We start from the raw sequence: 14,428 nt of genomic DNA on the forward strand, positions 1-14,428 counted from the left end.
ATAAAATCAAACACAGTCCCGCAGGAATGCGCACAAATCCTGCACCGTAGCACGAATGCGGTATAGTTCGCTTTCCTTGTTGCGGATACGCCACAATTCGGTGAAGCACTGCAGCCACAGCTCCAATTCAACGGCAAGGGTGCCGCAGTCCAGCGCTAGCGGAGTTGTTTCCGCGTGATACGCATATTTCTTCAGCGCGAGGCAGGCGGCGTTCATCAAAGCTGCGCCGCGAGCCGCGCAGAGGAATTCTTTAAAATCCGTGCGGCGCGGTTCCGGCGCAGTAAAGCCGACAAGCTGCTGTTCAATTTCTAAAATTTTTTTATAACCGTTTAGCGCTTTGTCGGCATCCATGTGCTCGATACGCTCGGAATCCTGCTTTGCGCGTTCAATGGAGAGCAGCTGCGACTCTCGCCAGCAAACAACGTCCTGCCAAGTGCCGACCTGATTCATCTCCAACTCGGTGAGCAAATCCATCAGCTTTTCGGACTGTTCGCCGAACTCCAAGCGAGCATAAGCGCGGCAGATTTCCTGCCAGCTGCGCCGGTCGCCGGGATTCCAAGAGAGTGCGGCGCCGGTCGCCATGCCGGGCATGGAGTTGGCAAACAGGTTAATGTGCCCGTAGTCGCCCCAGTCCGTATTAAGCATTCCTCGCGCACCGTACTTGGTTCCGTACTTTGCCATCTGCCCGATATTTTCATACGCCCCGTCCAAAATGTTCATCATCACATTCCAACCGCATACACCGGGGCAAACCATGAAATCAATGCCGGAATCCGCAAGGACTTTGATCTCCTGCTCGTTAACCTTGCGTCCGTAGTTCCAATACAAACAGGTGGTGCCTCTGGGCAATTCGCGAAGATACTGAGGGCTTTTCAGGATAATGTCACTCCAGAAAAGGACCTTTTTCCCTTTGCTCTGCACATATGCGATAATCTGCTTAAGGAAGTCCACGTAAAGACGGTCCTTCCCTATTTTTTCGGCAAGCGCCGCACTCTTGCCGCAGCCGATGTCAAAAGTTTCGTCACAGCCGATGTTGACCTGATTGGAGGTAAACAACGGCAGGTACTGATCCAGCATTTCTTTCACGAGCTGCAGACTGTCGGGATTGGACGCATCCAAGGTGTGGTGGGTCATACGGTCATACCACGCAAACGGTGCCGCGTCGTCAACCTCCAATTCACAGAAACGGCGCCATGTTTTGGTTTTCAAGACCTCATAAAGATGCCCGAACGTGGCAATGGACGGCACCAGCTCAATGTGACGTTCACGGCAGTATTCGTCCAGCTCCAGAATTTCTTCCGCAGTCAGTGGGTCCTTGCCGGTCCATGCTTCGCTGAAGCCACGGAATGCAAAGGTGTGTTCCACATAAAGCTGCAGTTGATTGATCTTATAGAAGGCAAGTCGTTCGGCAAGTTCTTTGAGTGTTTGCAGAGTCGGCACTTTTCCGCGTGTCACATCGTGGAAAAAGCCGCGCGTCTGCATACCGGGTGCATCTTCAATGAGCAGACCGGGCCACTGAGTACCGCATTGGCGCACAAGCTGCCGCAGCGTTTGAATTCCCCAAAAGATGCCGGCGCTGCCGCCGCTGAGTTCCGCCCCCGATGAAGTGATTTTCAGGCAGTATGCGCCTTCTTCCTCCTCATCGCGCAGGCGCAGAAAAAGTCCCGGGCCAACCGGCTGCGGAGCCTTCTCAATGGAGATTTCGGTGCAGACCGTGCGGCAAAGCTCCGAACGGAACTGCTTTGCCGCGCAGAATTCGCTGTAGCCGCAGTTGGTATCCAGCGTAATTACGAACTTCGGACCTATAAGAAAAGATTCACCGGTTTCCGTCAATTTTTTCGGAAGGGGGAGAAATTGCATAAAAACCCATCTCCGTCATATATCAACAGTATAGTAAAATCTGCCGGTCTAAAACTTTCGGATGAGAAAAACAGGCAAAAACCGGAAGTTCAGGCGCACCCGCTTACATCAAGCGGTATTCAGTCCACACGCCGCAAACTTCCGAAGGCGGTCTTCCCAGTATTCGGGAACCACATGGAAATAATGAATCGCTCCGGACAGAATCCGGAACGGTTTTCCATCCAATAGGAAACAATCACCATTTATCACAAATTGACGCAAAAATGCATTTATTTCCTAATTAGGTGAGCGGCAGGATATGTCCCTGATGAAATGTCCGAGTGAACGTAAACGCTCGGCACATTTTTGCATAGACACATCCTGCCGGTTTTCACCATTGTCCTCAAGCACACAACAGCACTAAAAAGTTTTTCAGGCTGGGATTCTGCGGTTCGGCATCACCCAAGCTCCAGCGGATATTTTTTCATGTGCTCAATCAAGTCATCGACTGTTGTGAAGGCAAGTCCCGTAACCGTATCGGCACAGCCATAATAAATCGCAATCCGGCCGGTTGCAGGATCCGCTAGAGCAGCACACGGGAAGGTTACGTTTGGTACGTCTCCAACACGTTCATAAAGTTCCTGCGGTCCCAGAATGTAGAACCGTGAACGCCGCTTGACAATCCACGGCTTTTCCAAATCCAACAGCGCACAGCCCACGCGGTAAACGAAACCGTTGCAGGTGTTGATGACGCCGTGGTAAATCAGCAGCCAGCCTTCATCCGTCTCTAACGGCGTAGGGCCTGGGCCGATTTTCTTGGATTGCCAAGCTGTGCAGTCCTGATTAACTGCACCCATCACATAGCGGTGTTTGCCCCAGAAAGTAAGGTCGGGGCTGAAGCTGCAGAAAATATCGCCGAACGGCGTATGACCCGTGTCGCTCGGGCGGCTCAGCATTGCATAGTACCCGCCGATTTTTCTGGGGAACAGCACGCCGTTGCGATTGTACGGCAGGAAGGCGTTTTCCAACTGATAAAAGGTCTTGAAGTCAAAAGTGTATCCGACGCCGATGGTGGGGCCGTGGTAGCCGTTGCACCATGTGATATAATACCGATCCTCCAGGAAGCAAACACGCGGGTCGTAGCGGTATTCCCGCACAGTGACCTCGGGATCGCCTTCAAACCGGATTGGGTCAGGGGAAATATTCCAATGTATTCCGTCGTCACTGAAACCGGGGTAAATATCCATGCTGACACCCCGACTGTCGCAGCGGAATACACCGGCGAATTCGGAGCCGAACGGCACCACAGCCGAATTGAAGACACTATTCGACGTCGGAATCGCGTTGCTCTGAATCACAGGGTTGCCGCTGTAACGCCAAACCGGTGCCGTGCAGCCGGCCGGGCGATCCTCCCAGGGAATATTTTTCAATTCCTTGCCGATTAATTTACTCATAATGTCATCTCCAGTTCGTTTATCAACAGATGCTCTGAGAGGGATTCAGAACAACTTCATATTTCGACTTTTTGAACTTACTTCTTGCTGCTCAGGAACTTGTCTACCTGCTCCTGCTCAACCTTCAACAGCTCGTCCGCGCCGTTCTGTTTCAGGCTGTCGAGGAATTTACCCAGCATCTGGTCAGGATCAGCCACACCCAAAGTAAGCGGATCGTAGTACTGCTTAATTACATTGGACAATGCGGCAATCTGATTCTTCACATTGGTATCATCAAACTTATAGCCGAGCAGCGGATTGGCGACAGCCTGTGCGTTCCAGTCTTTGTAAACCTGTGCAATGTCTGACGGATAGCTAATGACCCAGTCTTGGTTAAACACGCTGCCGAACTGCCAGCCCATATCGTAGCCGTAGGCTTTGCTGATCTGCTTGACCTGGCCGTTCTCCAAGATGTAATGTGTTCCTTCGATGCCGTGACGCAGGAAATTACCGACGGCCTTATCTGTGTTCACAAGGTTAAGGAACTGCAGAGCAACTTCTTTGTGCTGAGAGTTTGCGGAAATGCAGTGGAAGTCGGAAGCGCCCGTGAAAAAAACTGGTGTCAGCGGGACATAATCCTCAGTGTGTCCAACCGTATTGGAATATGTCTTTTCAAAATCCGGCGCATAGCCGATGATCCATGAGAACAGGCGGCCGGCCTTGTCATCAGCGTTACGGGTATCGTCCGAGTAGGCCTGCGGGTTCTGTACCAGATATCCTGCTTTGTACCACTGATGCACGGTGGAGCAGAATTCCTTGAATTCCGGTGTTGCATACTGGTTGAAAACGGTGTTTTCCTTCTGGTTTGCAAAAGCTTCATGGCCCGGAATGTTTACCTCACCAACAACGCCAGAACCAGCATCAACGGCAAAGCCGGCGGCACGCCAGAGGGAAGCTGCGCAGAGGCCGATAATGTTCGGAGCTTTCTGATGAAGTTCGCCCAGAACGCCGCCCAAATCTTTCCAGCTCTTTATCTTGCTGTAGTCGATGTCGTACTTTTTAGCAATATCGGCATTGACCATCAGTACGTACTGCAGTCCCTCTTCCTTGTAGATCGGAATGCCGTAGATATCTCCGTTAACTTTTGCACTATCCCACACATTTTCCGGAATGGTAGAATAGGTCTCCGGCGCGTATTTCTTGAGTGTCTCTTCATCCAGTTTCATAAACGCGCCTATGGTTGCAGTCTGTGTGTAGTTCGGGGTACCCCATGTGGACGAGTAGCAAATGTCGTAGTTTTGACCGGAAGAAATGATAACCGGCATCTTGGTGCCGTATTCGCCCGCCTGGAAGAAGTGAGCGTTTACGGTCGCGTTAATTTTGTCCTTGACATATTCGTTCATCTTGTCAATAACTTTGGACTGATCCGGCTGAATCGTATCCAGGAACATATACCAATCCAGGGTAACAGTCTTTCCGCTTTTTGTTGCGGCCGCATTCGAGTCTGCCGTTGATGAACTGGTTGTCGAACCGTTACTGCAGGCAGTGAGAGAGAGAATCATCGCCGCAGAAAGCACTGCACTAACGGCTCTTTTGATTCGGGTTGATGCTTTCATGTTTTTTCCTCCCAATAAAATTTCTATATTTATAAAAAATATAGAGTGCAATAAAATCAGCTAGGTAATTAACCCTTTACGCTGCCAATCGTAATGCCGCGCACGAAGTACTTTTGGAAGAACGGATATGCGAACAGAATCGGCGTCATAATGAGTACGGTCAACGCCATGCGGACACTGTCAGTCGGCATATTCAGTGCCATGCGAATACCGTCTGCTGAACTTGCGAAGGAAGCGTTCGTTGTTAAGTAATCAAGAGTCGACTGCAGCTTCTGCAGCAGCACCTGCAGCGGTTCCTTGGACGGTGTATTGATATAAAGCAGACCGGTAAACCAGTCGTTCCACAGGCCGACCATAGAAAACAGGGCAATGGTTGCGAGCGCCGGCCTTGCAATCGGAATCACAATTCTGAAGAAGATTACCCATTCGTCGGCGCCGTCAATTTTCGCCGCTTCAATCAGCGAATCCGGAATTGTCTGAGTGTAAAACGTGCGCAGGATGATTGCATTCCACGCGCTGCACAACGTCGGCAGAAACAGAATCAGAATGTTGTCACCCAAATGCAGCAGATTTGTGTTGACAATGTAGGACGGAACCATGCCGCCTGAAAAAAGCATCGTGAAGAACAGATAAAAAGTAAGCTGCTTTCTGTACTTGAAATCTTTTCGGTAAATAACGTAGGCAATCATGCCCGTTACCACAACGGTCAGCACCGTACCGACCACCGTTACAAACACAGAAACGCCCAAAGAACTCAACAGCTGCTCCGAACTTCCGAGCAGGTATATGTATCCATCTAGCGACCATGATTTTGGAACAAAGCTGTAGCCGATTTCTCGAATACTTTCCGCGCTGCTGAAAGATATAATATACACCAGCGCCACGGGAGCCAAAAAGATGATAGATAAAATCACCATTATGGCATTTAGAATGATATCGTGCAACAGAACCTTTTGGCCGACTCTGGCAACTTTAGTTCCGAACTCGTCCGAATTTCTATCCATACTGCTTACACTCCTATATCAATTAGAACAAAGCGTTTTCATTGTCGATCTTCCGAATTGCTGCGTTGGCAAGCAAAATTGTTACAAATCCGACGGCGGACTGGAACACGCTGGCCGCAGCGGACATATTGATGTTGCCCATCGACTGCAGCGCATTGTAAACATAAACGTCAATTGTTTCCGTTGCCGGGTAAAGCTGTCCCTGATTCATGGGCATCTGATAGAAAAGGCCGAAATCCGAATTGAAAATATGGCCCAATGCCATAATCGTGGTAATCACCATCATCGGTTTCAGTGACGGCAGCGTGATGTACCAAATCTGCTGCCACTTGGATGCACCGTCCAAAATTGCCGCTTCGTAATACTCTACGCTGATGCCGCAGATGCACGCAAGGTATACCACGCTGCTATAGCCGATGCTCTTCCACTGACTCGTCAAAATTAAAATGGCCGGCCAGTATTTTGGGTCAGCGTAAAAATAAACGGGGTCTTTGCCAAACATCTGCAGTACAGAATTGAAAAATCCATTGGTGTCTAAAAGCGCCAACCCTATGTAAGACATGATGACCCAGGACAGGAAGTTCGGCATAATGGAAATCGTCTGGTAAATCTTTGACGCCAGAGGACGCCGAACTTCGTTGAATGCCAGCGCCAGAATCACCGGCAGTACAAGACCTAAAAGAATAAAAAGGAAATTGTAGCCCAGCGTTAATTTTGTAATCTCCCACGCCGTGTTCGACGCAAACAGGAACTGGAAGTTTTTAAATCCGCACCACGGACTTCCCAGAAGGCCCTGTTCGTAATTGTAGCTCTTAAATGCAATTACAATGCCGAACATCGGCAAATATGCAAAAAGGAACACTAGAATTACGCCAGGTGTAGCCAACAGAAACAGCTGCCAGTTTTTTTTGAACTCTTTTTTGAATCCTTGAAGAAAATGCAATATTCTCACTCCTCAGAAATTATCACTGCTGCATAACTTTCTACTTTTCGTCCTGACGCGTGAAGATACGTCTAATTCGAATGTGTAAAAGCTTTTCAAAAAATCTGCTGTATCCATCGATGGGATCGGTATATACTTCCTTTTTCAATAACCCAAAGCGTTCCGGAAGGTCCCTGCTTGGAATTCAAGATCATTTAATTGTGAAATATAAACAATTAATTTGTTGATCTGCCACTCTTTTCATTTGTAATTATACCATCGCTATCTTAGAGAACACATCGGTAAGATTTTTATAATACGTGTACTTTTTTCATAGAAATTCTGTATTTGTCTTTTTAAGAACAACAGCCAAGGGGTAATGATTTCGCATCTCTGGCATGAGTTGCCATTAAATTTGATATTCAAAGGAAAAAATTTCGGTCCATCGTTCTGGTGGAACACGATGGACATCACACAAAAAAGAGTAACGCCGACAATTTTCAGCGTTACTCTTCTCTCTGATTTTACCTTTAAAAAGTTACTTATATTTTTAGTTGCATAAGGCTTGCCACGCATCATCCGATAGCCTGAGAGCTATAACGTGACTCCATCCTTAAAGATTGCCAATTCGCGCTTATCGAACGCTTCGGATTTTGTTGTCTGCTTTCCGGAAGCGACATTGATGACATAATCGAGCAATTCCTGTGCGAGCTCCGAAAGTTCGGTGCCAGTCAATAATTTCCCTGCGTCGAAGTCAATCCATCTTGCCTTTTTGCGAGCTAGTTCCGAGTTGCTCGAGATTTTTACCGTTGGAACCGGGCAGCCGAAAGGAGTACCGCGCCCTGTGGTGAACAAAACCATGTGCGCTCCCGAAACAGCGAGAGCCGTAGAAGCTACAAGGTCATTGCCGGGTGCCTGTAGTAGATTGAGGCCGTTTTCATGAACCGACTGGCCATAACGAAGCACATCGTTAACCGGCGCCGTTCCTCCCTTTTGGACACAGCCGAGGGACTTATCCTCCAAAGTGGTAATTCCACCCGCCTTGTTGCCGGGAGACGGGTTGGAATCAATTTTTTCGTTGTATCTCATGAAATATTTTTTGAAGTTGTTGATGAGGTCTACGGTTTTATCAAAGACTTCCTTGCTGCGGCAGCGGTTCATCAAAATCGTTTCCGCGCCGAACATTTCCGGCACTTCCGTTAAAATCGCCGTACCTCCCTGCGCAATCAGCAAGTCGGGCAAAGCACCCACAAGCGGATTTGCCGTAATTCCGGAGAAGCCGTCTGACCCGCCGCATTTTAAGCCTATGGTAAGATGCTCAACACTGCACGGCTCCCGCTTAAACTGCGAAGCATACCGGCATAATTCCTCCACAATCTTTACGGCGTCTTCTACTTCATCCTCGTGTTCCTGGCAAACCAGAAATTTCACACGGTCACTGTCATAATCGCCCAGTACTTTTTTCAACTCGTCAATATTGCTGTTTTCACAGCCAAGGCCGAGGACGAGCACAGCTCCTGCGTTCGGATGATGAATCAGTCCGGACAGTGCCAATTCCGTGTTCCGCTTGTCCTGTGAAAGCTGTGAGCAGCCGTACGGATGGCTATATGAATAAATCCCGTCCAATTCCGGAGTTAAAAATTTCTGAGATTCCTCTTCAATCAATTTGGCTATGGAATTGACGCAGCCAACCGTCGGAATAATCCACACTTCATTGCGGATTCCGACCTTGCCGTCTTTCCTCTTATAGCCCAGAAAAGTTCTGGGGGTTTGGGGTTCCAGCGGCTTGAAGCTGGGCTCATAGGAATAATCCAGCAAATCTCCCAGCCTGGTTTTGGTATTGTGAGTATGGACCCAATCGCCGGCAGCGATATTGCAGGCCGCTGTGCCGATTGGAAAGCCATACTTTACGATGCATTCGCCTTCCGGAATATTTGCTATGGCAATCTTGTGGCCTGCGGCGATGTTCGCGTTCAGCGTGATCGTTTTTCCGTCTGCCGGAATGTTCTCGCCTTTTTTCAGGTCTTGCAGAGCAACAACTACATTATCCTTCGGATTGATTTTATAAATTGCTTTCATCTTATGATTCCTTTACAAGCGCCTCGACTGTCGCTTTCATGCCGTTCTTTTTCATACTGTCCAGATCTTCGCAAACCATATCCACGAAATGATTGTACTTAGTGAGGTCCTCGCCCCAGAAATCCGTGTTCGAGGCAAACGCGGTAACGAATTCGCGGGTAGGCTTGCTTTTGCTGTTTGCCGCAAAGAATTCCAGAACCTTCCGGTCGTCTTTAATCTCATAGCGCTCGCCGTTACGGTCGCCGACCAGCACGCCGTTCTCCAGCTTATCGGAAGTGTAAAACGCCATCAAAGCGGCGAAGGAGAAGGTTAAAAATTTTGGCGGAGTCTGATTCTTTGCATAGTCATCTTTGAACGTCGGCAAGATTCTCGTTTTCCACTTGGAAACGGAATTCAGTGAAATGGAAAGCAGCGCATGGTCGACAAACGGATTGTCGAAACGCTCATAGACTGCTTTTGCAAAGTCGATTGCTTCCTGCCACGGCAGTTTGACCGTGGGAACGATTTCATCAAACACGATTTTGTCCATCAGTTTACGGACAAGGGCATCGTTCATGCACTCACGCACAATGTTTTTGCCCATAAGGTAAGCGGCAAGAACCGTGGAAGTATGTGCACCGTTTAAGATGCGGACTTTTCTTTCGCGATACGGCTTCTGATTATCGGTAAAAATGACATGCATACCGACTTTGTCCAGCGGGAACTTCTCAGAAATATCCTTGTCGCTTTCGATAACCCAAAGGGCAAACGGTTCACCGGTATCGAGCAGCTGATCTTCATATCCCAGCTGTTCGCAGATTTCCGCTGCCTGATTTTGGGGATATCCGGTAACAATGCGGTCAACCAGTGTGCTGCAAAAGATATTGTTTTCGCAAATCCACTTTTTGAACTCTTCGCCCAGGTTCCACAAATCGACGTACTTCAGCACGCACTCTTTGAGGCGGATTCCGTTGTCCTCGATCAGCTCAACCGGCAGAATGATGAGGCCCTTGCTAGGGTCGCCGTGGAATGTTTTGAATCTTTCGTACAGGAACTTTGTCAGCTTCCCCGGATAAGTGTTCGGCGGGGTCAATTCAAATTTATCATCCGCATCAAACACAATTCCCGCTTCCGTTGTGTTGGAAACTACGAACTGCACCGTGTCAAGACGGGCAAGCGCCATATATTCCTCATAGTCGTTATAAGAACTTATCGCTTTCTGCACGCTAGTAATGACGCGGTTTTCCACATAGATTTTCCCGTTTCTCTTGCCGCGTAGGGAGACGGTGTAAATGTTATTCTGCGCGTGAAAGCGTTCCATGTCTCCGAACGGTCTCGGTTTCACGATGGCAATATCGCCGTTGAAAACTCCTTTTTCATTGGCAACATCAATCATATAATCGACGAAGCCTCTTAAAAAGTTGCCTTCACCGAATTGCACTACTTTGATTATTCTGGGTTTACGAGTGTAAAGTTCGTTGATTTTCTTCATGTCGTTATACCTCTTATGTTTGTAAGCGCTTACATTCTCATTCTAGCTACCATAAATGAAAAAATCAATGCGCTCAAAAAAAGTATTTATTATTTTGCGGTTACTTTATACGTTTTGGAAATTCAGCAGATAAATTTGCAATTTGTATAGATAGTACTATCTTTCATCTATTGAAAATATCTAAAAAAGCCCATGTATTTTCTATATTTACTATTGATTTATCAGCAGAAATACATTATACTCTTTTGTAAGCGCTTACAACAGAGGCGGTTGTATGAACATTTATGACATCGCAAAGCGAAGCGGCGTGTCGATTGCAACGGTTTCGCGCGTGCTCAACGGAAGCGAGAAAGTCAGCCCAAAAACACGGGAAAAAGTTCTGAAGGTCATGCAGGAAGAAGGATATACGCCGAATATATTTGCCCGCGGGCTTGGACTGAACTCCATAAAGATGATTGGCATTTTGTGTACGGATGTTTCAGACATCTTCTACGCCAAAGCTGTTTCGCTGGTGGAAGGGCTGTTAAGGCAGAACGGCTTTGACGCGCTGCTGTGCTGCACCGGAAACGAACTGGAGAACAAGAAAAAAAGCCTGGATCTTTTGCTGAAAAAAAGAGTGGACGCCGTAATCCTGATCGGCTCTGCCTTCAAGGAAAACACAGACAACTCCCACATTGAAAATGCCGCAAAACAGGTTCCGGTCATCATCATAAACGGTTTGGTTGAGCTGCCAAACACATACTGCGTTCTGTGCGATGAACAATCCGCGGTGAGCCAAAATGTCCAACTTCTGCATAAGCAGGGTTACGACGATATACTATATCTGTATGATGTCCTCACTTACAGCGGTTGTATTAAAATTTCAGGCTACAAGGATGGTCTGAAAAAATGCAATCTTCCGTTTCAGGAAACGCTAATGGTTAAGGTGCCGAAATCCATTGACGGCGTTACGGCAAAAGTTACCGAACTGCTGGGTGAGGGACTGAAATTTTCCGCCGTGATGGCATCGGAGGATTTACTGGCAATCGGCGCGCTGAAAGCGCTGCAGAAATTTAATCTGACAATGCCGGTGATTGGATTCAACAACTCGATTCTGGCACAATGTTCGTCCCCTGCCCTGACTACGGTGGACAATATGCTGGATACGCTGTGCCCGACCGCCGTTCAATTATTGGTCGACATCCTTGAAAATAAAACAGTGCCGCAAAAAATCGTAATTTCTTCAAAATTGATTGAACGAGATACCTTTCCTATTTAGGAATTAAATTAACAAATATACGGAGGAACTCAAAAATGAAGCAATTTATGGATGAAGATTTCTTACTGTCCAACGAAACTGCGAAAACCCTGTATCATGACTATGCGGAAAAAATGCCGATTGTGGATTATCACTGCCACATCAATCCGCAGGAGATTGCGGAAGACCGCCAATTCTCAAATATCACACAGGTTTGGCTCGGCGGCGACCACTACAAGTGGCGTATGATTCGTTCCAACGGCGTCGAGGAAAAGTATATCACCGGCGACGGCACCGACCGCGAGAAATTCCAGAAATTTGCGGAATCTCTGCCGAGAGCAATCGGCAACCCGCTTTATCACTGGACGCATCTGGAGCTGAAGCGGTATTTCGGCTATGACGGCGTATTAAACGGCGACACAGCCGAAGAAGTCTGGAATCTCTGCAACGCGAAGCTGCAGACCAAAGAGCTGAGCGTTCGCGGCATCATTGAGAAGTCCAATGTAAAGCTGATTGGCACAACCGACGACCCGATTGATTCTCTGAAATGGCACAAAGCCATCAAAGAGGACAGCACTTGCAAGGTGAAAGTGGTTCCGACATGGCGTCCGGACAAAATCATGAACATTGAAAAGCCTACTTTCGCCGAGTATGTTTCCTCCCTTGCCAAGGCCAGCGGAATGGAAATCAAAACGGTCAAGGATGTATGCGCTGCGCTGGAAAAACGGCTGAATCACTTCGAGGAAATGGGCTGCAAAGCCTCCGACCACGGCATGAACTATGTCATTTACAATCCGGCAAGCGAAGCCGAAGTTGAAGAAATCTTCAAAAAAGGCTTAAACGGCGAAGCACTGACCCAAGATGAAGTGGACAAATACAAATATGCCGTTTTGATGTTCCTGGCAAAGCAGTACGCAAAGCGCGGCTGGGTCATGCAGATTCACTACGGAACCATCCGCGACACAAACACCGCCATGTTTGAGCGTCTCGGCCCCGACACCGGCTTCGACTGCATCGGAACCCCGAACTGCGCAGAAGCGATTACCAAGTTCATGGATGCGCTGAATCAAACCAATGAGCTGCCGAAGACCATTCTGTACTCCCTCAATCCGATCGACAACCAGATGCTTGACTCGGTTATCGGATGCTTCCAAGGGACTGAAGCGGCCGGAAAGATTCAGCACGGCGCAGCCTGGTGGTTCAATGACAACAAGACCGGCATGATTGACCAGATGACAAGCCTCGCGAACCTTTCCGTTCTGGGCAACTTTGTCGGCATGTTGACGGATTCGCGCAGCTTCCTGTCTTACACAAGGCATGAGTATTTCCGACGCATCCTTTGCAACCTGATTGGCACATGGGTGGAAAACGGCGAGTATCCTTGCGACATGAAAACACTTGGCCAAATGGTACAGGATATTTCCTACAACAACGCTGTGCGCTATTTCGGATTCGACGTGTAATTTCATCATAGCGAAAGCGGAGTACCGGCAAACGGTACTCCGCTTTTTTATATTCCTCAAGTTTTTATATTCCTCAAGGCAGAACTCTGTTCTATATTTTCTTATAGTGCAATAAAATCATCCTTGAAATATGCTATGCTGATGGTACAAATTCATCTGCGGAAGAGATTTGAGGATGATGATGTTATGAAAAAAATCTGCACCCCAATTAAAATCGGTTCCAAAACTGTGCGCAATCGCATCACCTTTGCTCCGACCGTCAAATTTGATTGGACAGACGGTTCGGGAATTCCGATTGAACGCTTTGCCCGGCACTACGAGCTGCGTGCCAAAGGCGGCGCGGGTCTCATTGTGGTTGAGGCTACCTGCGTTACGCCGTCCGGCAGGCTTGCTCCGACACAGCTCGGCCTATGGGACGATTCCCAGATTGCCGGACACCGCGCCATCGCCGAAGCCTGCCACAAACACGGTGCGGTCGTTCTGGTACAAATTCACCACGGCGGATATAACACCCACCCCGAATGTGGCCATGCAAAAGGCCCCTCTGCTGGACTTACAATCCACGGGCGAACAACGGAAGCGCTCACCGTAGACGAAATTGAAACCATCTGCGCCCAGTTCATCCGTGCCGCGGAGCGTGCCCATGAAGCAGGCTATGACGGAGTTCAGCTGCACGGGTGCCACGGATATCTTCTGAACCAATTTGCAAGCCCGCTGTCGAATCTTCGCACCGATGAATACGGCGGAACGGTCGAGAACCGCACCCGCTTGGCCTGCCGAATCATCCGCGGCATCAAAGAATCCTGCGGCAGTGATTTCATCGTTTCCGTCCGCACGCCCGGAGCGGAGCCTACCTTGGAGGATGCGTGGGCCATCGCGGATGCGTACATAGCCGCCGGCGCGGACTACCTTCAGGTATCCAGCGGAATGGGCTCGGAACAGATTAACTGCCCCGAGGGCCTGCCGTACACGCCAATCGTCTGGCAGGGAACCGAAATGCACCGGCATATCAACGGCAGGGTGCCCGTTTCGGTCGTAAACGGTATTCTGAAGCCCGAGCTTGCAACCTATATCATTGAAAACAATTTGGCCGATACCATCGACTCCGCACGCGCCATGCTTGCCGACCCAAACTGGCCGAACGCCGTGCTGACGGGGTCTTCTTACGTACCATGCAGAAACTGCAAAATCTGCTTTTGGAGTCCGTTTATGCCGCACCGCTGCCCCGCTGTTGCGGAGCGCCACAAAACCGACCCCGACTGCGTTGATTACAACGAAGCATAAACTTTCAAAACTGCCTTGAAACTTTTCGACATTTTTTGGGAAATCCCGATGGCAAACCTTTGACAGAAAAAATAGCGTTT

Annotated in this window: 11 protein-coding genes; 3 read left to right on the forward strand and 8 right to left on the reverse strand. The window is 48.7% G+C overall.

Annotated elements, in window-relative coordinates:
• Nucleotides 1-6 precede the first annotated feature (6 nt).
• The 8 genes from NOG13_RS08435 to NOG13_RS08470 form a co-directional block, all read right to left on the reverse strand.
• Nucleotides 7-1,860, reverse strand: coding sequence for a beta-N-acetylhexosaminidase (locus NOG13_RS08435; protein WP_283110118.1), 1,854 nt, complete (start codon nucleotides 1,858-1,860; stop codon nucleotides 7-9).
• A gap of 108 nt (nucleotides 1,861-1,968) precedes the next feature.
• Nucleotides 1,969-2,109: a beta-galactosidase gene (locus NOG13_RS08440; RefSeq protein WP_346347678.1), complete on the reverse strand. Its 141-nt coding sequence runs from the start codon at nucleotides 2,107-2,109 to the stop codon at nucleotides 1,969-1,971.
• 188 nt (nucleotides 2,110-2,297) lie between these two features.
• A complete protein-coding gene (locus NOG13_RS08445) occupies nucleotides 2,298-3,293 on the reverse strand; it encodes a glycoside hydrolase family 130 protein (RefSeq protein ID WP_428849321.1) in 996 nt (331 codons plus the stop codon).
• Between the two features lie 77 nt (nucleotides 3,294-3,370).
• Nucleotides 3,371-4,888 (reverse strand): ABC transporter substrate-binding protein, encoded by a 1,518-nt coding sequence (locus NOG13_RS08450; RefSeq protein ID WP_283110119.1) that lies wholly within the window; start codon nucleotides 4,886-4,888, stop codon nucleotides 3,371-3,373.
• Between the two features lie 68 nt (nucleotides 4,889-4,956).
• Entirely contained in the window at nucleotides 4,957-5,892 is a 936-nt protein-coding gene (locus NOG13_RS08455; RefSeq protein WP_283110120.1) for a carbohydrate ABC transporter permease, read from the reverse strand.
• A gap of 22 nt (nucleotides 5,893-5,914) precedes the next feature.
• A complete protein-coding gene (locus NOG13_RS08460) occupies nucleotides 5,915-6,835 on the reverse strand; it encodes an ABC transporter permease (RefSeq protein WP_283110121.1) in 921 nt (306 codons plus the stop codon).
• A 573-nt stretch (nucleotides 6,836-7,408) separates the two neighbouring features.
• The gene (locus NOG13_RS08465; protein WP_283110122.1) at nucleotides 7,409-8,893 is read right to left on the reverse strand and encodes a UxaA family hydrolase; all 1,485 of its coding nucleotides are present in this window, start codon (nucleotides 8,891-8,893) and stop codon (nucleotides 7,409-7,411) included.
• 1 nt (nucleotide 8,894) lies between these two features.
• Nucleotides 8,895-10,364: a tagaturonate reductase gene (locus NOG13_RS08470; protein ID WP_283110123.1), complete on the reverse strand. Its 1,470-nt coding sequence runs from the start codon at nucleotides 10,362-10,364 to the stop codon at nucleotides 8,895-8,897.
• 274 nt (nucleotides 10,365-10,638) lie between these two features.
• Here NOG13_RS08470 and NOG13_RS08475 point away from each other — a divergent pair, with 274 nt between their 5' ends.
• The 3 genes from NOG13_RS08475 (at nucleotide 10,639) to NOG13_RS08485 (ending at nucleotide 14,348) form a co-directional block, all read left to right on the forward strand.
• Entirely contained in the window at nucleotides 10,639-11,622 is a 984-nt protein-coding gene (locus NOG13_RS08475; RefSeq protein WP_283110124.1) for a LacI family DNA-binding transcriptional regulator, read from the forward strand.
• Between the two features lie 35 nt (nucleotides 11,623-11,657).
• Entirely contained in the window at nucleotides 11,658-13,064 is a 1,407-nt protein-coding gene (uxaC, locus tag NOG13_RS08480; RefSeq protein WP_283110125.1) for a glucuronate isomerase, read from the forward strand.
• A gap of 186 nt (nucleotides 13,065-13,250) precedes the next feature.
• Nucleotides 13,251-14,348: an oxidoreductase gene (locus NOG13_RS08485; protein ID WP_283110126.1), complete on the forward strand. Its 1,098-nt coding sequence runs from the start codon at nucleotides 13,251-13,253 to the stop codon at nucleotides 14,346-14,348.
• The last annotated feature ends 80 nt before the right edge of the window (nucleotides 14,349-14,428 follow it).

The organism is Thermocaproicibacter melissae (assembly GCF_024498295.1).
Lineage (GTDB): Bacteria > Bacillota > Clostridia > Oscillospirales > Acutalibacteraceae > Thermocaproicibacter > Thermocaproicibacter melissae.